The organism is Thermogemmatispora sp. (assembly GCF_042408735.1).
In the GTDB taxonomy this organism is placed as follows: Bacteria; Chloroflexota; Ktedonobacteria; order Ktedonobacterales; family Ktedonobacteraceae; genus Thermogemmatispora.
Map to the genome: position 1 here is coordinate 1 of NZ_JBHOQV010000165.1, position 19,194 is coordinate 19,194.

The 19,194-nt window shown below is 61.9% G+C and carries 13 protein-coding genes; 5 read left to right on the forward strand and 8 right to left on the reverse strand.

The genetic code is table 11. The features are described 5' to 3' along the window. Positions 1 to 125: 125 nt before the first annotated feature. The 5 genes from ACFMO7_RS18455 to ACFMO7_RS18475 all read right to left on the reverse strand — a co-directional run bounded on the left by ACFMO7_RS18455 (position 126) and on the right by ACFMO7_RS18475 (position 8,379). Positions 126 to 1,367: a helix-turn-helix transcriptional regulator gene (locus tag ACFMO7_RS18455; RefSeq protein WP_376796961.1), complete on the reverse strand. Its 1,242-nt coding sequence runs from the start codon at positions 1,365 to 1,367 to the stop codon at positions 126 to 128. Positions 1,368 to 1,552: 185 nt separating this feature from the next. Continuing rightward, positions 1,553 to 3,199, reverse strand: a complete 1,647-nt coding sequence (locus ACFMO7_RS18460) for a hypothetical protein (RefSeq protein ID WP_376796962.1) — start codon at positions 3,197 to 3,199, stop codon at positions 1,553 to 1,555. A 175-nt stretch (positions 3,200 to 3,374) separates the two neighbouring features. Then, a complete protein-coding gene (locus ACFMO7_RS18465) occupies positions 3,375 to 4,355 on the reverse strand; it encodes a ring-cleaving dioxygenase (protein ID WP_376796963.1) in 981 nt (326 codons plus the stop codon). Positions 4,356 to 4,880: 525 nt separating this feature from the next. Next, the gene (locus tag ACFMO7_RS18470; RefSeq protein ID WP_376796964.1) at positions 4,881 to 6,233 is read right to left on the reverse strand and encodes a glutamine synthetase family protein; all 1,353 of its coding nucleotides are present in this window, start codon (positions 6,231 to 6,233) and stop codon (positions 4,881 to 4,883) included. An 841-nt stretch (positions 6,234 to 7,074) separates the two neighbouring features. Then, positions 7,075 to 8,379, reverse strand: coding sequence for a zinc-ribbon domain-containing protein (locus ACFMO7_RS18475; RefSeq protein WP_376796965.1), 1,305 nt, complete (start codon positions 8,377 to 8,379; stop codon positions 7,075 to 7,077). Positions 8,380 to 8,884: 505 nt separating this feature from the next. On the opposite strand from ACFMO7_RS18475, the gene ACFMO7_RS18480 reads away from it, so the two are divergent. Together ACFMO7_RS18480 and ftsH are read left to right on the forward strand one after the other, a co-directional pair. Beyond that, positions 8,885 to 9,874 carry an N-acetylmuramoyl-L-alanine amidase gene (locus ACFMO7_RS18480; protein ID WP_376796966.1) on the forward strand — a complete coding sequence of 330 codons (990 nt, stop codon included), beginning with the start codon at positions 8,885 to 8,887 and terminating at the stop codon, positions 9,872 to 9,874. A 403-nt stretch (positions 9,875 to 10,277) separates the two neighbouring features. Next, positions 10,278 to 12,269: an ATP-dependent zinc metalloprotease FtsH gene (gene ftsH, locus ACFMO7_RS18485; protein ID WP_376796967.1), complete on the forward strand. Its 1,992-nt coding sequence runs from the start codon at positions 10,278 to 10,280 to the stop codon at positions 12,267 to 12,269. Between the two features lie 201 nt (positions 12,270 to 12,470). On the opposite strand, the gene ACFMO7_RS18490 is transcribed toward ftsH, so the two are convergent. The 3 genes from ACFMO7_RS18490 to ACFMO7_RS18500 form a co-directional block, all read right to left on the reverse strand. Next, positions 12,471 to 15,068 carry a response regulator gene (locus tag ACFMO7_RS18490; RefSeq protein ID WP_376796968.1) on the reverse strand — a complete coding sequence of 866 codons (2,598 nt, stop codon included), beginning with the start codon at positions 15,066 to 15,068 and terminating at the stop codon, positions 12,471 to 12,473. Then, positions 15,061 to 15,618, reverse strand: a complete 558-nt coding sequence (locus ACFMO7_RS18495; RefSeq protein WP_376796969.1) for a chemotaxis protein CheW — start codon at positions 15,616 to 15,618, stop codon at positions 15,061 to 15,063. The genes ACFMO7_RS18490 and ACFMO7_RS18495 overlap by 8 nt, the downstream gene beginning before the upstream one ends. Before the next feature lie 209 nt (positions 15,619 to 15,827). Further along, positions 15,828 to 16,223 (reverse strand): response regulator, encoded by a 396-nt coding sequence (locus ACFMO7_RS18500; protein WP_069804081.1) that lies wholly within the window; start codon positions 16,221 to 16,223, stop codon positions 15,828 to 15,830. Between the two features lie 477 nt (positions 16,224 to 16,700). Between ACFMO7_RS18500 and ACFMO7_RS18505 the strand changes: the two genes are divergently transcribed. The 3 genes from ACFMO7_RS18505 to ACFMO7_RS18515 all read left to right on the forward strand — a co-directional run bounded on the left by ACFMO7_RS18505 (position 16,701) and on the right by ACFMO7_RS18515 (position 19,078). Next, positions 16,701 to 17,492, forward strand: coding sequence for an SDR family oxidoreductase (locus ACFMO7_RS18505; RefSeq protein WP_376796970.1), 792 nt, complete (start codon positions 16,701 to 16,703; stop codon positions 17,490 to 17,492). A 126-nt stretch (positions 17,493 to 17,618) separates the two neighbouring features. After that, positions 17,619 to 18,176, forward strand: coding sequence for an EXPERA domain-containing protein (locus tag ACFMO7_RS18510; RefSeq protein ID WP_376796971.1), 558 nt, complete (start codon positions 17,619 to 17,621; stop codon positions 18,174 to 18,176). Then, the gene (locus ACFMO7_RS18515) at positions 18,173 to 19,078 is read left to right on the forward strand and encodes a DUF1295 domain-containing protein (protein WP_376796972.1); all 906 of its coding nucleotides are present in this window, start codon (positions 18,173 to 18,175) and stop codon (positions 19,076 to 19,078) included. Before ACFMO7_RS18510 ends, ACFMO7_RS18515 begins: the two co-directional genes overlap by 4 nt. Positions 19,079 to 19,194: the final 116 nt, after the last annotated feature.

Genomic DNA, 19,194 nt, shown 5'->3' on the forward strand with positions numbered 1-19,194 from the left:
TTCTTCGGCTGCTTTCCCGAGCGAAACCGTGCCGTCCGACTTCTACACACTATGAGCCATAGATGCGAGCTGTATGTAGTAGCTGTAAACCCCTTCCTGACGAGTTGCTCTACCGGCAGCCGAAGCTAGCAGATCGCAAGCGCGAGGCCCAGCCGCTGGACCATCGCGTTGCCTGCCGCCTTCGCCTTCAGGCTCCCGTACAGCTGCCTCAGCTCTCCTTCGATCTTCTTCGATCCCATCTCCTGCGCCGCCTCCCACGCCTTCACTCCCTGCCAGGCACTCTGCTCTAGCTCCCCCCTGACCAAAAACAGCCTTGCCTCAGTCAGCTCCAGGTACATCCTCCATGTCCCCAGCTCGCTCCCCAGTCCCTCACCTGCCTGGGCCAGCTCCCGATAGGCCTCCGCCAGCTTCCCCTTCCCTCCCGTCTTCTCCCCCATCAGCACCAGCAGCTTCGCCCTCTCGTGGTGCACCGCTACCCGGTTCAGCTTCAACAGCGAGGCGTCTCCCTCTCCCCCCTCGACGCGTTCCGCCAGTTTGAGCGCCTCTTCCTGCCATCTCCTCCATTGCGGCTCTTCCTCCTGCCCAAGACTCGCCAGGACCATCGCCGCTCGCAGATAGAGATTCCCTCTCAGGGCCGGCCCCACTCGCCCCGCCCACCTCAGACCTTCCCGTGCCACTCCCTCCGCCTGCTGATCTTCACCAGTCTCGCGGTAGAGGTCCATGAGACGGTAGAGAGCCAGCCCGATGAGGGTCGGCTCCTCCAGCTCCTGCCCCAGCCCGAACAGCTCGCGAGCCAGGCTCAGGGCCAGGCCACCATTCTCATCGGGTTTCCAATGCCTGGCAAGTGAGCTGCCGAGCAGGAGATAGTGACCCAGCAACCAGAGCCAGGCCGTGCGGTCGCTGGCCGGCACATCTCTGATCTTGAGGCGCAGTTTCGCCAGCCAGCGCGGCAACCGCTTCGTCAAGCAGCGTAGCTGTCCTGCATAGAGCAACTGCCTCGCCAGAAGGAGCAGATCCTCGTAGTGATAGTAGCTCTCGGTGCTGACCACCTCGGCCAGTCGTTCATAGCCGCTGCCTGGCCCTCCCTGCTCGCCAATGTAGACTACCTGCTCCCAGGCCAGCCCCAACAGAGCTGGCGGGATCTGCAAGAACCGCGCCAGCATGATCCGTCGCTCCGGATCGGCCACGTACATCGCTGCCTCCCAGTAGAGCACTGTTCGCTTCTCTACGCCTGATGCCTGCGCCAGTTCCTCCTGACTCCATCCTCTCCGCAGCCGGTACTCCCGTAGCACTGTCCCCATGTGCGGCAAATTGCATTTTCCGGCTGGATAATCGCCGTAGCGCCTCCACCAATAGTGAGGTTTCATCTATGCCTCCCCGACTGGTTGAGCAGGAAAACATCTTTCTAGGTGGAGTGTACCACCAGATCTCTACTATTTCAATGAAGAGAAGGGGAGCAGTTACGCTACAATATTGGTTTTTGCAAAGTCCTTTCCCGCTTCTTGAACGAGCGGAAGCGGAGGCGCGGATGGACCTTCATTCAAGACGCCAGCTAGAGAGAGGGAGAACGCCGGGCTAAAGCTCGGATACGAGCGGCAGCTTCAGCCAGCGTCAGGCGCTGAGCAATGAGACTCTCCAAAATGGCTTCCAGCGACTCCGCGGCCTCGCTGTTCTCGAGGGGAGAGCCGGGCTGAGAGGGTGGCGCCGCCTGGGCGGCAGTGGCAACCTCGACCGCAGCCGGCTCGGGCTGACGGGGGGCGGGCACCGTAGCAGGCGCAAAGCGCAGCAGCCCCTCACGGAAAGCCCGCCATAGATAGAGGCCCGTCACCACCAGGCCGATCAGCGTCACCGCCAGCCCCTGCTGTCCCAGGCGAGGCCAGTTGTCCAGAGGCACCCCCAGGGCAGCGGTCCCCCAGGCATAGAGGGCAAAAGCGCCACCAATGGTAGCAGCCAGAATACCCGCAGCGATCACCGCCAGGACGAAGCCGCGGCGAGCCAGCAGGGCCTGCTCAGGCTCGCGACGAACCCGGCGCCGCAGCAGCAGATCCAGGGGAAGCGTTGCCAGCCCGACCAGGAAAGGAGCCAGACCATCGAGCCAGTCGCCGAGGAGCGGACGTGGCCCCGTCGGAAAGGCAACGAAAAGAAACGCCAGCAGCAGTCGCCCAGCCCCGACCCAGAGCAGGAGCGCCAGCAGAGCAGCCCCAATCGCCATCACAGCACTTCCCAGAACAGCGCGCGCCCGCTGTGGCTCAGGCCAGAGGTCGACCTCGCTGCGCAGCCAGAGCCAGGAGATAGCTGCTACCAGCAGACCAACCGGAAGAGCAGCAAGCCGCTCACCACCGATCAGCGAGCCGGGAGGGGAGAGCAGGTCATCCGTCCCGATGGATAGACCAGCGAGGAAACGCAAGAGGAGATCGACCAGGGCCGCTACCTCCTCGACCACGAGGAAGAGCGCGTAGGCCAGACTAGCCGCGTAGAGCAGACGGCGCAACAACGAGCCAGCGTCGTGGCGGTTCAGATAGGCGTAAGCGCACCAGGCTATTAAGAACCAGAGAGCTTCCGTCAGGTAGGCCCCCAAGCCCGGTTGCTCTCCGCAAGGGGAAAGGCTCAGACAAGCGCTAGCTACCTGGGCGCTCTCAGAGCCAAGCCAGGCCGCCTGTAAGAGAAAGAGGGCATAGATCGCCGTTCCAAAGAGAGGAAAGAGCAGAATGGCCTGCACGCCATAGACGTGGAGGCGCTGGAACAGCTGGGCCAGCCCGGGACCAGCCGGCAAGCGCCTGCGCTCCCATTCGAGGGCCAACCATCCCGCAAAGGCTGCCAGGCCAGTGGCTACATAGCCGCTCTGGGGACTGAGCAGAGCTTGACCCAGCGAGAAGATGCTCATTGGTGCCAGCACCAGCTCGCCCAGGTTTAAAAAAAAGGCGCGCACGGCACCGCTCCCAGCCACCGGTTCCTGGCGCAGATCACGCCGCAGCAACCAGTAATGAACGCCCCCCAGAATCGCGACTACCAGGAGTACCGCCCCTGCAAAGACCAGGGACTGCACAACCTCGGCTCGCTCCGGCACCGTCTCGGCAGCAGCGCGCAGAGGAGTCAGGCGCCAAAGCGGCATAAACAGAAAGGCGAGAGCATAAACAGTCAGGCCAAGAAGGATGAGCAGAATGACATACAGATAACTGCGATAGAGATTGCGGGCCATCGGGCAGGCTCCTTTCTCCAGCTCGGATGCTGGTCATAGAGGTGCTTGCTCAATCCGACTATAGCCTGCCTCCGGGCAGGAGGCAATGAGCAATTTCACATAACCGGCTCAGCCGCCCTGCTCGGAAGGAAGCGCTTGAGCGACTTTGGCCACCTGGCCCCCTCTTCAGCCGGCCTCAGACCTGCGCCAGCAGATCGAGTGGCTCAATCGGCTTCAGCCCCGCCTCGATTCGTGCCCGGTAGGGTTCCAGGAAGGGCGGCAGAGAGAGCCGCTCGCCGAGCCGCTCGGGGTCCTCGTCGACGGCAAAACCCGGCAAATCGGTGGCCAGCTCGAAGAGCACCCCGCCCGGCTCGCGGAAGTAGATTGAGTGAAAGTAGAAGCGGTCGATGATCGGCGTCACCGTGCGATTAACCGCCGCCACCCGCTCGCGCCAGGCCCGATGCTCGTCGTCCGTAGGCACCCGGAAAGCTACATGGTGGACGCCTCCGATGCCAACATAGCGATGGAACGGGGCGCCAGGCTGAATCTCCAGATGCACCAGAGCGCCAGGACCACCTGGGCCGACTTCGAAGGCCGTAACCTCATAGCCTCCATCGTTCCGATAGTTGCCCACCTGGCGGAACCCCAGGACTTCCGTCAGGAAGCGTGCCGACGGCTCCAAGGCCCGCAGCGTTAGCTGCACCCCATAGAAGCCGCGAATGGCGTACTCGGCGGGCACAGGACTCCTGCGCCAGGGCACACCCGAGAGTCGTCCGCCATCGTCAACCAGCTCCAGGCGTTGACCCTCGGGATCACGGAATGGCAGGCTGAGAGGGCCGTCCGCTCCCCGACGCTGCAACTCATCGTGCTCAACATGCAAACGCCCAAAACGCTCCTGCCACCAGCGTAGGGCCTTCTCACCATTGACGCCGAGCATGATGGTCGAAATCGTGCCGGCCCCCTGACGGTGGCGCTCCAATTCCGGCCAATCGAAAAACGTCAGCTCGGTGCCGGGATGACCCAGCTCGTCGCCGTAGAAGAGGTGATAGGCCGACACATCGTCCTGGTTGACCGTCTTCTTGACCAGGCGCATGCCAAGCACCTGGGTGTAAAAGGCCACGTTCAGCGAAGCGTTGCCCGTCACTGCCGTGACATGGTGAATACCCTGCAATTGCATCGCACTTGCTCCCTTTTTTGCTTACTCAAACTCCTGTTCGCTGCCTGCCCGATCAGATGCCAACAGGGATCGTCTCTGCTCAAGAGCGTCTGGGACCCGACCCGCTACCCAGCCCCTCTTCTGGCTGGTCTTACCTCACCCGCTTCCGCCCTACCCCAGCCTGGCCTGGTTTGGCCCGATCTGGTCTGGGTTGGGCATCTGGCGAGCAGCCTGGGAGGCCCGAGAGTTAGCCCGTCTGACCGCTCGTCTGGCTGGTCATTCAGCTCATCCATCCGCCAGGCAAGTTACACTATAGGAAACACCTCCGCCATCCCAGAACTTCCCGCCTTCCAGGGCTTCGGCCAGTCTCTCCCTGTATCAGCCAGGCCCCAAAACAAAGGTGCATAGATCAACCAGGGAGTTGATCCATGCACCTTACCGGCCAGAGAGTTCAGAAGGAAGGGGCGATTCTTATCGGGCGGGGCAGCAGGTGCCCACCAGCCACAGGCGGCAGAGCGCTGCGCCGCCGGAGCAGAGATAGATAGACTAATAGATCTCCAGATACTCCTCGCGCTCCCAGTCGGTCACATGGGCCTTGAAACGCGCCAGCTCGCTGCGCTTGGCCCGTGTAAAGACCTCCACAAACTCATCGCCCAACAACTGGCGAAACTCCTCATCGTGCTCCAGGGCGTCCAGGGCCTCATCGAGTGTCGTCGGCAAAGGAGGGAACTCGCTGTACTCCTCGGCCAGTCCCGAGACCGCCTCTGGCGGCAGCTCCTGATCGCGCAGGCCCAACACGCCCGCCGCGATGACCGCAGCAATCGAAAGATAGGGATTACTCAAAGCAGTGGGCAAGCGATTCTCCAGGTGCGTGCGCTCATCGCGGCTATTCTTCGCCCGGATCATGGCCGAGCGATCCTCGGGTCCCCAACTGATGTTAGAGGGAGCAAAGTGGTGCGGCACAAAGCGATGGTAGCAGTTCGGTGTTGGAGCCATCAGAGCCATTGCCGCATTGGCGTGCTTCAGCATGCCCTGAGTAAAATAGTAGGCCACGCGCGAGAGGCCATGCTGATCGTTCGTATCCAGAAAAGCGTTCTGACCCGTTGCCTTGGAGACCAGGCTGACATGGGTATGGGCCCCGCTGGCCGACTGATCGCTGAAGGGCTTGGTCATGAAGGTTGCATGGTAGCCGAGCTGGCGGGCGATCATCTTGACTCCGTTCTTGAAGGTGAAACCCAGATCGGCAGCACGCAGAGCGGGATGTGCCCCATAATTGATTTCGAACTGGCCGGGGCCATACTCGCAGTTGGCTGTGATGATATCGATGCCGATCTGCGGCATCAGATCGACGATGCGCTCCGTGACTGGCACTGCCAGGTTGCGCGAGGTATTGAAGATATGCAGTCCGTTGAAGACCGGGGTCATCGTCATCGGATCCAGCAGATAAAACTCGTATTCCAGGCCGATGACCGCCTCGTAGCCAAGCTTATCCAGCTCTGCCAGGACTCGGCGCAGCACATGACGGGGGGCCGCATGCAGTGGAGTCCCGTCCTGCCAGTAGGCATCGCAGATCAGGCGGGCCGTACCGCTCAGCCAGGGAACCACGGCAGCCGTCGAGAGGTCGGGAATGAGCATCTGGTCGGCGTAATTCTTCTCCTCATTATATCTGGTGCCAGGTACGACAAACGAGCGGCTATCGAGGGCGACGGTGCCTCCGTACATATTCAGACCCTTCTCGGCATAGCCGCGCACCTTGTTAAGAGGGATCAGCTTGGAGCGGGCCACGCCATGCATATCGGGCAGCTCGAAGAGCACAGTGCGAATGCCCTGCTCCTCCCAATCGGCCAGAAGCTGATCCAGAGAGACGGCGGTGCTCTGGTCCTTGTGCATGATCGTCATCGCGCAAACCTCCATTCAGAGCAGCTGAACTGCTGAACACGAATGAATCGCCGGCTGGCCCCTCGCTCAACCAGACCAGGGTGAGAAGACTACAATGCCAGTGTAGCTGACCAGAGAGGCTCACCAGGCGGAATGCTGTCACGACGCGCGGGGACAGCAGTCCCTGTCTTTCCGCTTATACGGTAGTCTACTCAAGGGACTGGCAATTTGCAGGTTCGCCGCTCTTATATGGCACAATGGGGTAGTTGCCGGGGAGAGAGACCGAACAGAAACACTTTGCTCCCGACCTGAGCCAGCCTTCTATCGAGCGAGCAGCCATGGCGGCCGGGGACAGGGTGGTGAGGGTCCCTGGCCGTTGTCCATACGGCGCATCAGGCGAGGGTTGCGGTCCAGGTACCTGTTGCTGAGGGCAGGTAGTATTTGGCCCCATGATCACACTGAAGCGAAGGGTAGAGGACATGATAGTCCCCCTGGGCCTGCACGCTGGAGACAAAATTGCCCACTTACTGTCTGTTAGAGCCTCGCTCGCTCTCCAAATTGCAAGACTATCCTCTCACTCTATCGTTTCCTGCCAGCCTGACGATCGGCGGGCATGACATCGGAGAGCAGCGATCGCCCGCAACGACGTTTCACTATAGACAGGCACGAATTATAGGACGAAACACTGCCTTTGTAGAGAGCCTGGCAGCCGGCGCTGTAGGTGGCAGCGGGCCAGTCAAAGCCAGGATTTCCCCAGGCGTCCGGCCTCGCTTAGCGCATTGACATTCCTCACGAGCGGGCTGCCAGGAGAGGTCAGGAGCCGATCAAGCAGGGGCCAGGCGGGTTCGATCTGGAAGGGGGCTTAAGAGCTGAGCTGGCCCTCCCAGGTTCCCGTTGTGGCCTGCACCTGAGAAGATTCCCCATTATCACAGCTATAGGAGAAGAGCGGGGAGCTAAAGGTCCCCTTCACGTGCGTGGCATCCACAAAGCTGCCCTCCATCTTGACCGTGTGAGGGGCGGCAGTGCAGGTCACCGTACCAGTGAGCGTCTCGAGGGTCACCTTATCCTGGCTATAGATCTCCTCGTAGCTAATCTTGCCAGTGCGGTAGGTCCCCCGACAGTTGGCAGTCAGCGTCTCCTGGTAGCGGAAGCCATCGGAGGTCTCTCCGCTCAGCGTATGGGGCTGCCCATCGTCCCGCATCCCATTAGCATAGCTGGCGCAGACCGTACCTCCGACAGGATCGGGATGTCCTGTGATCGTCAGAGTACCGCTCTGCGTCTGCGAGCCATTCGAAACCGTGAAGGCGACCTTGAAACTGGCATCGTCAGGCGGAGCGCCATTGGGGCCGGGCGTATGCGCCTGTCCCTGGGGCACAATCACCACCGTCACCCCCTGCTCCACACGGTTATTGCTGGCATCGGCTGCTGTCAGCGTATGCTGACCAGGTTTCCAGGCGTCTGTCACGCTCAGATTCGCCTGCAATCTCCCATTGCTATCAGTTCTCACCTGATTTCCGGTCAGGGCCCCACCATCGAGGTAGAGGGTCACCTGAGAATTGGGCGCGAACCCTTCCCCGTTCAACCGCAAACTCGTTCCTGTCGCTCCCGCCGGCAGTGTTCCAACATGGTAGCTGCTGCTGACCTTGAGGCGCGGCTGATGCTGCGAGCCGAGCAGGCTGGAAGCCACCAGCACGCCCCCCAGGACCAGGACAGCGATCCCGACGACGGCTCCAATGACCAGCAAAGGACGGGAAGGAGGCCGGAAGAAAGGCCGCTTCCTGACCTCGGGAACGGGATAAACGGGATATAGAGGCCCATACTCCGGTACCAGGGGAGGCGGAGGGGGCGCTGGGGTAAAGGCCCCCCCAGACTCAGTAACCGGCGTACTCTCCTCGGTCCCGTAGCGGGTCTCTTCATAGGGGCCTGCCTCCCCGGCGGGAACCGTAGCCTGATAGGCAGCTCCAGCTCCCGCCGGCACCTCCGGTCCCGCCAGCCTTGTCGGATCAAGGACAGGCCCCCCTCCTTCTCCGCCGGTGCCAGCCCTTGCAGTCAGCTCGTGTGGTGAGGCCCCATACAGCGGCTGACCACAGCGCCCACAATAATGAGAGTTCACAGGCATCCTGGCGCCACAATGGGGACACAGCTGCATATTTCCTCCCTCATTCATCAGAAGCTGCGCTCAATAACAGAAACAGCGGAATGGAAGAATAATAAATAGGTCTCTCTTGCACAAACGGAGATGCAACCCGGTAGACAGGTGAAGAGAAAGTTGCTGACCGGCCAGGGTCCCCATCAGAACAAACGCGGCTGGCGCAGGATTCTCGCACCTGAACAGCCCTGGCTCCTGGGGTCAGGCGGGACCTCTTCCGCCATAACGACCCGTTGCCGCCAGGCGCTAATCAAAAACATTTGGTGAGCCGAGTATACTTACTAAAGAGAAGGAATAACAGGTTATAATGGCCATGTTGCGCTGTGAAAAAGGATAGTTCTTCAACCGATGCTTCTCTCCCTTTTTGGGAAAGAAGCTGCACAACCTTTCACGGACGCACAACAGCTCAATGGACCTGTCAGACGACCTGGTCTGTCTTCTCGAACTGGAAAGGAGCAGGTATGACCTCAGTGATTTCGCCTGCCAGAGCGCACCAGCAGCGGTCGGAGGAGGTGCCAGAGCGATGACCGACTACGCGGGGGCCATTCCCATGTATGTGGATCGCTCGCGGGTCTTCATCGATGCGAACCAGCCGAAATGGATTGTCATCCATAAAACTGCGGGCTTCCACACGGCGCAAGAGGTGGCCAACTACTTTGCCACGAATACGGAAATGACCAGCACCCATTATGTGGTGGGGCAAGACGGAACCGTGGTGCAGTGCGTGCGTGAGCAGGACGGAGCCGGGGGGAACTGCTGCCTGGAGCCGGGCCACGCCTCATTTCTGCCAGAAGGCGTCAATCTGAACCTCTGGACGATCAGCATCGAGCACGTGGACCCAGCCCTGGATAACTCGACGCCCCTGACGGAGGCCCAGAAACGAGCCTCCTTTCGCCTGATCGCCGACATCTGCGCCCGCCACGGCATTCCCCGGCGGCATGGCGACGCCAGCGGAGGGATCATTGGCCACTTCGAACTCGATCCCATCTCGCGCGCCCGCTGTCCGGGCAACTATCCCTGGGCTGAGTTGTGGGCCTTTCTTGAGCAAGGAGGGTTTATGCTGGATATCCAGGCGACTCGTGGCTTCTTCACCGACCTTGGCAACAACGTCTGGCGCTGTACCAAAACCGGCTACGTGGTCGGGCACGGCATTCTCGATTTCTACCGCCGCTATGGGGGGGATGCCCTCTTCGGGCTGACCTACCTTGGTCTGCCGCTTTCCAATGAGACGGCAGTCTCTGGCTACCAGGGCGTGGTGCTGCAACGCTTTGAGCGCGGCGTGGTCTGCTGGGACCCCGGTCATCAGGTCGACAACCCTCCCGGCTCCGGTCCCGCCTACCTGATGCATCTCGACCGCGGCCCTGGTCAGGATCCCCGCCTCTCGCTGCTTCAACAGCAAGTTGCCACGCTTCAGCAGCAGGTGAACACGCTGAAACAGGAGGTCGATACGCTCAAACAGGAACTGGACGCCCAGGAGCTTGGCTCCGGCTCGCCGGCTAAACCCGCCAGCTAGCTCGTCGGTCAGCCAGAGTCAGCCAGCTAGTTCGTCGGCGAAGACGGCAGCCGAGCAAGCTCCTCGTAATCGCAGCGTGGACCTCTGCCTCCCAGTCCGGAGCGCAGGGGTCCGCGCGCGCCTTTGCTCATCGCCCACTTTCCCGGCTCCTTCACCCTCCCCGCTCTCCTGACCAGGTGATACCTGGCCCTCTGCTCTGGATAGGCCGACTGGCACTCTTTCCCCCGGATGGGATATCATAGTATAGTAATTATTCCAACCCAATAGCTTCGCTCATCCGTATTACCGTATAAAATACAGACGCAGCGACCGCGCCTGATCGCCCGGCTTGCTGGCTGCCCCTGGCCAGAATGTCGGTCAGCCAGCGCGGCGATCCGACGAGCAGAAAGCAGGTCTGAACAAGATGGAAGCTCAGGCTTTACATACCTACGAGCGCGGCCCCGATGGCCCCCCGCAGGGTGGGCCGCCGCGCTTGAATACGCCTACCCCCAACGGCAACAGCAACAATAACAATCGCAACAACGAGAGCCTGACCTCGTTGCTGCTGCGCTCGTTGGTGATTGTGGGCATCCTGCTGCTGGGCTGGTGGGCCCTCCAGTCCTTTCTGCAGGGTGGCACAAGCAACAATAACCAAAACGCTATCGAGATCCCGTATAGCTCTTTCTACGCAGAAGTCGAAAAAGGTAACGTCAAGACGGCGGTTTTCCAGGGACAGGATGTGACCGGCGAGTTCTACAGTCCGGTAGCAGACCCCAACAACCCCGGCAAGACGTCAAAATACTATCATTTCACCCAGCTCGCCAGCGGGGACCCCAAGCTGATCCAGCTTCTGCTGCAGCACAACGTCTCGGTCTCCGCCAAGCCGACCAGCGATGGCAGCCTGTGGCTGAACATTCTCTTCAATGCCCTGCCCTGGGTCTTCCTGGGGGTGCTCTTCCTCTTTATTATCAGGCGAGCCACCCAGGGCCAGCAGAATATCTTTAGCTTCGGCAAGAGCCGGGCACGCCTGATTATGGAGGACCGGCCCAGCACGACCTTCGCCGATGTGGCCGGCGTCGACGAGGCCAAAAACGATCTCATCGAGATCGTGGAGTTTCTGAAGACGCCCCAGAAGTTCCAGCGCCTGGGCGGCAAGATCCCTCGCGGCGTGCTCCTGGTTGGTCCCCCAGGCACAGGTAAGACCTTGCTGGCGCGCGCCGTGGCCGGCGAGGCCGGCGTCCCCTTCTTCTCCATGTCCGGCTCCGAGTTCGTCGAGGTCCTGGTCGGCGTCGGCGCCAGCCGCGTGCGCGACCTCTTCGACCAGGCCAAGAAGGCCGCCCCCAGCATCATCTTTATCGATGAGATCGATGCTGTCGGGCGCCAGCGTGGAGCCAGCATCAACAGCAACGATGAACGCGAGCAGACCCTCAACCAGTTGCTGGTTGAGATGGACGGCTTCGACGTGCGGCAGGCGGTTGTGGTGCTGGCAGCCACCAACCGTCCCGAAGGGCTTGATAAGGCCCTGCTACGTCCGGGCCGCTTCGATCGGCGCGTGACCGTGGATCGTCCCGATTGGAAAGGGCGCCTGGCAATCCTGCAGATCCATACGCGCAAGGTACCTCTGGCCTCAGATGTCGATCTGGAGGCCATCGCGCGGGCCACGCCCGGCATGGTCGGCGCCGACCTGGCCAACCTGGTCAATGAGGCCGCCCTGCTGGCCGCTCGCCGTAACCTGGACTCTGTCAATCAGAACTGCTTCCTGGAAGCCCTGGACAAGATCGTCCTGGGGGCAGAGCGCCCCCTGGTCCTCAGCGAGGAAGATCTGAAGGTGGTGGCCTATCACGAGGGCGGCCACGCCCTCACAGCTCTGCTCAGCGAGCACGTCGATCCCGTCGGCAAGGTGACCATCGTGCCGCGCGGTCAGGCGCTGGGGGTAACTCGCTATCTGCCCCTCGATGACCGCCACAACTACACGCGCGAGTACCTCGAAGCTCGCCTGGTGACCGCCCTCGGTGGGCGCGCCGCCGAGGAGGTAGCCATCGGGCGCATTACCACCGGCGCGGAGAACGACCTGCAGCAGGTCACGCAGATCGCCCGCCACATGGTCACTTCCTGGGGCATGAGCGAGCGCATCGGCCCCCTCTTCTTCCAGGAGCGTGAAGATCCGCTGGAGCGTGCCGCCTTCGGACGACGCGAATACAGCGAGAAGACGGCCTCTCTGATCGATAAGGAGGTCGACCGTATCGTGAAGGCGGCCTATAACCGCGCCCTCAGCCTCTTGCGCGATCATCGCGTGACGCTGGACCGCATCGCTCAGGCCCTGCGCCTCTATGAGACGCTCGATGCTCAGCAGCTACGCCAGATCATGATCGAGACCGGGGCCATCCAGGCCGCTCCCGCTTACTATCGCGACTAGACAGGAGGGGGCAGGCAGGCAGCCAGGAGCCAGCGCCTCGCCTGCCACTTCTCTCCAAGAAGACCTACACTATAAAGCCAGAGAACAGCGCGGCGAGGAGGTTTCCCCTCTCCAGGAGAGCAAGAGCAGGGGAGCCTCCTCGCCTTTAGCGACAGCGTCAGCCCTCCATCACCCGCCAGGACGAGGCCGGGCCGGTGCCTCCTACCAGGCTGTCGGCCTCTCGCTCAGCACGGCCCCAATAGTGGCCAGCAGCTGCTCGGGAGGCGAAGGCTTGATCAAATAGGCCTGAGCCCCCAGCTCCTGGGCAGAGCGACGATGCTTCTCGGAAGAGCGCGCCGTGAGCATGATGATCTTGAGGGCCGCAAAGCGCGGACTGGCCCGGACCATGCTGAGCAGCTCGTAGCCATTCAGATGAGGCATCTCGATGTCGAGCAGCAGGACATCCGGGGGCTGCTCCAGCAATAGCTCCCAGGCTTCCATACCATCGCGTGCCTGGACCACGCGGTAGCCGGCGCGTTGGAGAGTCTGCTGCAGCGACTGCCGGATGTAGACCGAGTCGTCGGCAATCATCACCGTCCGTCCGCCACCGAGAGCCTCCTGCTCGGGACCACTTTCCTGCGCAGCCCGCGGCTCACGCCGAGCCATTGCCGGCAACGGCTCGGTGGTCGCAGGCAGCGGCGCGAGACGCAGCAGATCTACAACCAGCAGCACATTGCCTTGACCGTCAATGGCGGCACCCATAATGCCCGGGCGCCGCAAATAGGGAGCCAGAGGACGTACCACCAGTTCGACCCCCCCCAGGACCTCGTCCACCTCGACCGCCTCATAGGGCAGGCCCTCCTGCAAGAGCAGCAGAGAACGCGCCTGCGCCGAGGAAGCCAGCGCGCCCTGAGCCTGCAGCTCGTCCGGCAAACCGAGCAAACGGGAGAGCGGCACGGCAGAGGGCGATCCGCTTTGAGATTGGCCCTTCAGCTGACCCTGCCTCTCCCCCTCCGCTACAATGCGACGGACCTGGGAGAAAGGTAAGACCAGGCGCTGGCCAGCAGTGCGAACCAGCAGGCCGTGCATTGCCCCATGCAGACGCGGCAAGGTCAGATAGAACGTCAGCCCGCCAAGAGCATTGCGCTGGGCGGTCACCGTTCCCTGGAGCTGCTGAATTGGCCCCTGGACCAGCTCCAGGGCGCCCGCCCGCACCGGCGTCGAGAAGCCCAGCTCCAGCGAAACCTCATTGCCAACGGCATGGGCATAGAACCAGACGCGCCGCTCTTGCTCCTCACCCGCAGCATCTTCCGCCTGGACACTGCTCAAATGGGTGAGCATACCGTAGCGCACCAGTTGCAGGAGTGGGCGAGCCAGGGCCTCCAGAATATCCTGATCCACCTCCGTCGTTTCGCCGCGCACCTCAAAGCGAACACGCTGCCGCTGAGCATCGGCGCTCATCCTGATGGCGCGCCGGATGCGCGGCAGCAATACGGCCAGTGGCGCCGAGCGCAACAAGAGCGTCTCCCCGCGGACGCGATTGGCCAGCTCCATATGGCGACGCAGGACGCGGTCAAGACGAGTAAAGGCCGCCCGCACCTGAGCCGAGGCCGTACTGACATCAGCGATCGCTTCGGCGAAGGCCCGCAAGAGAACGTCGCTCTCGGTATAGCGATCAATCTCCATCTCGTCCCACGAGGTCGCTTCACGCGCCTTCAGAGCGAGAGCGCTCAGGCGCTGGCGCTGCTGGGCGTGGCCCGCCAGATGGCGACCAGCCTGCTCCGCCTCCTCCAGGATGCGGGCCACCAGGGAAGACATCGGCTGCTGCGGAAACGAACGGAGAGGCAAGCGAGAACCCTGGCCCACCTCACCGAGCGAGAGAGGATTAAGGGAGAGCAGCGTCTCCAGGTACTGTAAGCGCGCCTGAGCGGCGTAGAGTTCTTGCAGAGCAGCTTCCAGCTCGCGCCGGGCGCTCTCCAGCGGCTCACGCTGCTCGGCCAGGTGCTCGCTATTGAGCACAAGCCGCTTGAGGCGCTCCGCGTCGACCAGGACCGAAGGCAGCGGCGAGCCGGCCTCGCGCGGCGTTCGGGTACGGAGATGGAAGCGGGCGATCTCTTCACGCAGCGGCGAGCGGGGGGCCAGCTCTTCCTCTTCCAGGAGGGCTGCCTCATCGCCGGCCGTGAGAGCGATCAGGCTCTCTGAGGGGGTGCGACGCACGCTCCCGAACTCATTGAGGGCCTCATAATCGGCCTCCAGCTCGGTGAGAGGCGTGCTGCTCTCCTGGCCCGTCTCAACGATGCTTTGCAAGGTCGCCTCCAGGGCGCGCATGGCCTGCACCAGGGCCATCAGGCCCACCATCATGGGGACCGAGCCATCGCGCAGCGAGCCAACAAGCATCTCGATATAGTAGGCGATCGTCGACATCGAGGGACAGCCGACAGCCCCAGCGGTCCCCTTCAGCTTATGAGCACTGCGGCGGAGAGCCTCCAGATTCCCCTCATCGAGGCGGTCCTCCTGCTCGAGCTGAGCCAGAGCCTGACGCATGGAGGCAATATCTTCATCGGCCTCGGCCACAAAGAGGGCCAACATGTCGTCCAGGCCCAGACCTCCATCCAGCTCTGCCGAACTGGGGCCAGCCTCTTGGCCGCCGGCGCCCTCGATCTCAGCCTCCCCAGACTCAGCGTTTGCCGAGTCAGCGGCGCCGACAGGAGGCTCCAGATCCTCCATCTGGCGGAAAGCCTCAATGATGGCCAGGTCCTCGGGCGTTAGCTGCGACTCTTCCTCTGGCCACTCCACCAGGCCATCCTGCGGCTCAGCCATAGCTCACCACCCTCTCTATCTCATGCACGACCTCGGCCAGCAAGGCCGGCACATCCAGCACGGGATCGGTGCCATGCAGGCCACGCAACAGCTCGCGGCGCACAGGCACCGCCTCGCAGCGTTCCAAAGGGGTATATTCCAGGGAGAGGATCGAGCCAATGGCGGGGACCAGCAGGCCGATCGGCTGCTCGGGATAGTCGGCGACCAGCAGCATACCCTCGCCGGCAGGCGTTGGAGAGGAACCGCAGAGGAAGCCAGGCAGATCAACGGCGGCGATCACCTCGCCGCGCCAGGCGACCAGGCCAAGCAACCAGGCGGGGGAAGCGGGCAAAACGGCAAAGCGATGGGGAGGAGGCACCACTTCGCAGAGTGCCTTCAACGAAACAAAACAGCAGCCCTGTCCTAGCGACAGGCTGCATTCAAGATACTCCTCGGGATGAGCAGTCCGAGGAACCATGCGAGCCAGCTCACGCGCATAGTTCCAGAACTCCTCATCGCTCAAGGACTCCAGCGACCTGGAGAGAAACCCTCCCGCACGTGGTACAACCATCTTCTCTTCCGCTCGCGCCGCCGGGGCAGCACCGCCCTCGTCGTTCGTTCTCCTTGCTCACATGAGTGAGTGATGAGCGAGTGATTCCTCGCGTGACTGGCCGAGGTGGTTGGTTGATTGATCGGCTGTTCATGCTCACGGAACAGACCGCTTACCTGAAGGGAGAGGCCGCCCAATCGCTCAACCAGAGGCTCGGCAGAACAGCCAGGCTAGCTATAGGTTGGCGTTGGGCTTCCCAGATGGGCCTGGACAACCGAAATGACATCCTGAGTACGGAACGGCTTGGTGAGGTAATCTTTGGCTCCCGCCAGACGTCCCTTGAGACGATCTATCACCCCATCGCGACCCGAGAGCATCACGATGACCGTATTACCAAACTGGGGCTTTGTGCGCAAAATGCGAGCAATCTCGTAGCCATCCATCTTTGGCAGGCCAATGTCAAGGATCACCAGGTCAGGAACACGATGCTTGTGCTTCGTGAGAGCCTCCAGCGCCTGAATCCCATCAGGATAGCTGACATAATCGAAACCCTCACGTCTCAGGCTGGTCTCGATGATCTTGCGCACGGTCAGCGAATCATCTATCACCATGACGAGTTTGCTCATAGTGTCTCCCTCTCTCTGCTTCCACACTACTACCATCCTTCAATCCGCCAACATACAACGGTCTGTATGTATCGGATGGCCCCCTGCGCTGCCCTCATCCTGAAGGCAACGCTGGTAGCGCTGTCGCTTCGACTCCCCCGTGCTGCTCTCTCAGGACCGTCTCCTGACGAAACGTCGAAACACCCAGCCTACTCAGGTTACATAGTGGGGCTGTAGCAATAGTACCATAGGCCCCCGCAAAGTGCAATACAAGGGTATAAAAAACTGATTAAGATTTTTATCACGGTCAAATACTGCCTCCGGCCTGGGCCGAGGAGCCTGACCGGCACCCTATGTGGTAATCTAGTAGCAACAGGCAAGCCGCCTGAGATGGGCACGGAAGGAGGGCCGGCCCCTCTCTTCTTTCCGTGGAGCCGGGAGGAACGAAGCTCTATTCCGCCCATCCATCGGCTGAGAGCAAAGCAGAGGAGACTTTTGATGGCTGATGCGCCTTTTCGCGAGCACGTGGTGATTATCACAGGTGCTTCGCGCGGCATTGGTGAGCAACTGGCTTATCAGTTGGCTGAGCAGGGCGCCTGGCTGGCTTTGGCGGCGCGCAGCGCCGAGGCTCTCGAGGCGGTAGCCGCCACCTGTCGGGCCCGCGGGGCCCGCGCGCTGACGGTCCCCACCGACCTGCGCGCTGAGGCTCAGTGTCGGCTCCTCATCGAGCGTACGGTCAGCGAGTATGGTCGCCTCGACATGCTGATCAACAACGCTGGTATGGGCTTTCCGCGCCGCTTTGAGGCTCTGAGCGATCTCTCGACCATACGGGCGGAGATCGAGCTGAACTATTTGGGAACGGTCTACTGTACTTACTACGCCCTGCCTTATTTGAAGCGCAGCCGCGGGCGGATCGTGGGCGTCAATAGCTTCGGTGGCTTGCTCGGCCTACCGGGCACAGCCGGCTACAATGCATCAAAGCACGCCATGCGCGGTTTCTTGAACACGCTGCGCACGGAGCTGCACGGCAGCGGGGTCAGCGTCTCGATTACCTATCTGAGCGCCGTGCGCACGGCGCGCCTGCGGGAGGTCATGGGAGAGCAGGCCAGCAAGGTACCCGCTCTTGATCCGGCCCGCTGTGCCAGCCTGATTCTGCGCCAGGCCGCTCGCCGTCGCCGCGAGCAGGTGCTGACGCTCTCGGGAAAAACGCTGGTCTGGCTGAACCGCTGGGCCCCGGCCCTGGTCGAGCGTCTGCTGGCTTCGACGGCCCTGATCTCTTATCGGGAGTGAGCCGCCGGCAGCTCTGATCTGCCGCTGCCTGGTTCCGCCTGACCAGCGCGCTGCCGCGGCGCCGCTCGCTACCAATCTTGCCGGTGGGTGGTGCCGGGCCTCGATCTCCTCAAGGAGGCTATAGCTGTGACAACCCTGGAGCCTGTTCCGCTCTCTCAACGTCGCCTTGATTGGATTCTGATCGCTTTCTTCGCTATCAATCTGCTCTTCGTGACTTATCTGATCGACATCGAACAGATCATTATCCCCGATCCCTGGCATTTCAGCTATCCGCTCTGGCCTCCGCGTCCCATGATCGATCTGATCCACTGGTGGGGCCAGCACTTTGACCCGCTGCTGATGGCCCGCCCGGTCTTTTTCAAGGTGACGATCTGGCTGGACGACCTGCTCTATGGTCCGTTCTATCTGGTGGCCATCTATGCCTATGTCAAGGGCCGCGAGTGGATTCGCCTGCCGAGTATTATCTACGCTGTGGCCATGATCGAGGGCGTGGTGATGATCCTCAGCGAGGAGGCTTTCGGCCTCTATCGCTCTCCTCAGCTCGCCTTAGTCGTTGCGGCCAATGCTTCCTGGATCATCTTTCCGCTGCTGATCCTGCTGCGCATGGGACTGTCTGAGCACCCCTTCAGCCGTCCGGCGGCTCTGGCCAGGCCGGCGATGGCCGGGGAAGGAGCAAGAGGATGAAGCGGGTTACAGCTTTCGTTGTGGTACTCGTGGCCTATGTGCTGGCCCTGGCGGCGGCCTGGGCGACGCTCCGCTTCTTTAAGGACTGGCCGCCGCTGGCTGCTCTGGCCCTGGCCGATGGCCTGGCCACCCTCGTGGTCTTCGCTTTCAGCGTGCTGACGAACAATTCCAGTCTCTACGATCCCTACTGGAGCCTGGCCCCGATCCCGATCGCGCTCTTCTGGCTCTTCCAGCCAGGTTCGGACGGGTTGACCACCTGGCGTCACGGACTTATCTTCGGGCTGCTCTGCCTGTGGGCCTTGCGCCTGACGCTGAATTGGGCCAGGCGCTGGCACGGTCTGGCTCACGAGGACTGGCGCTACGCCGATATCCGCAAGAGCACTGGCCGCTGGTATTGGCCGGTTAGCCTGCTTGGCATCCACCTGATGCCGACAGTGCTGGTCTTCCTGGGCTGTTTGAGCCTGTGGCCGAACCTGAGCGACCGCGGGACGCCGCTCGTGCCGTTCGATGGACTGGCGGCCCTGGTGACTCTGGCCGCGGTGCTCATTGAGGCTCTGGCCGACCAGCAAATGGAGGACTTCCGTGCCCGCCCACTCGCCGAGCGTGGTCCCTTCCCTTCAGGTCTCTGGTCCTGGTCACGCCACCCTAACTATTTCGGTGAGGTTCTCTTCTGGTGGGGCCTCTATCTGTTCGTCCTGGCAGCTCACCCGGCCTTCTGGTGGACGATCGTCGGACCGCTGGCGATGCTGGCACTCTTCTTGGGAATCAGTATTCCAATGATGGAGCGCCACTTGCTGGCAAAATACCCGGCTACCTATGCCGAGTATCAGCGGCGCGTCTCGCCGTTTTTCCCCTGGCCCCCTCGGGCCTTCCCTCAGCGACGAGCCGAGGTGGATTCCTGAGCCGCGCTGGCCGAGGGCTGTGCTATAGTATCGTTGTCGCGACAACGTCTCTCGGCGCTGGAGGGTGCCAGGTGGACGAATCGGGCCTTGACCTTTGTTGGATGGCAAAGATGCTA

What these genes read in the sequence shown, in the direction of transcription:
- ACFMO7_RS18490 (WP_376796968.1), bottom strand. Translation starts at nt 15,068, where the DNA reads ATGGCTGAGCCGCAGGATGGCCTGGTGGAGTGGCCAGAGGAAGAGTCG.
- ACFMO7_RS18495 (WP_376796969.1), bottom strand. Translation starts at nt 15,618, where the DNA reads ATGGTTGTACCACGTGCGGGAGGGTTTCTCTCCAGGTCGCTGGAGTCC.
- ACFMO7_RS18480 (WP_376796966.1), top strand. Translation starts at nt 8,885, where the DNA reads ATGACCGACTACGCGGGGGCCATTCCCATGTATGTGGATCGCTCGCGG.
- ACFMO7_RS18515 (WP_376796972.1), top strand. Translation starts at nt 18,173, where the DNA reads ATGAAGCGGGTTACAGCTTTCGTTGTGGTACTCGTGGCCTATGTGCTG.
- ACFMO7_RS18475 (WP_376796965.1), bottom strand. Translation starts at nt 8,379, where the DNA reads ATGAATGAGGGAGGAAATATGCAGCTGTGTCCCCATTGTGGCGCCAGG.
- ACFMO7_RS18465 (WP_376796963.1), bottom strand. Translation starts at nt 4,355, where the DNA reads ATGCAATTGCAGGGTATTCACCATGTCACGGCAGTGACGGGCAACGCT.
- ftsH (WP_376796967.1), top strand. Translation starts at nt 10,278, where the DNA reads ATGGAAGCTCAGGCTTTACATACCTACGAGCGCGGCCCCGATGGCCCC.
- ACFMO7_RS18500 (WP_069804081.1), bottom strand. Translation starts at nt 16,223, where the DNA reads ATGAGCAAACTCGTCATGGTGATAGATGATTCGCTGACCGTGCGCAAG.
- ACFMO7_RS18470 (WP_376796964.1), bottom strand. Translation starts at nt 6,233, where the DNA reads ATGACGATCATGCACAAGGACCAGAGCACCGCCGTCTCTCTGGATCAG.
- ACFMO7_RS18455 (WP_376796961.1), bottom strand. Translation starts at nt 1,367, where the DNA reads ATGAAACCTCACTATTGGTGGAGGCGCTACGGCGATTATCCAGCCGGA.
- ACFMO7_RS18460 (WP_376796962.1), bottom strand. Translation starts at nt 3,199, where the DNA reads ATGGCCCGCAATCTCTATCGCAGTTATCTGTATGTCATTCTGCTCATC.
- ACFMO7_RS18505 (WP_376796970.1), top strand. Translation starts at nt 16,701, where the DNA reads ATGGCTGATGCGCCTTTTCGCGAGCACGTGGTGATTATCACAGGTGCT.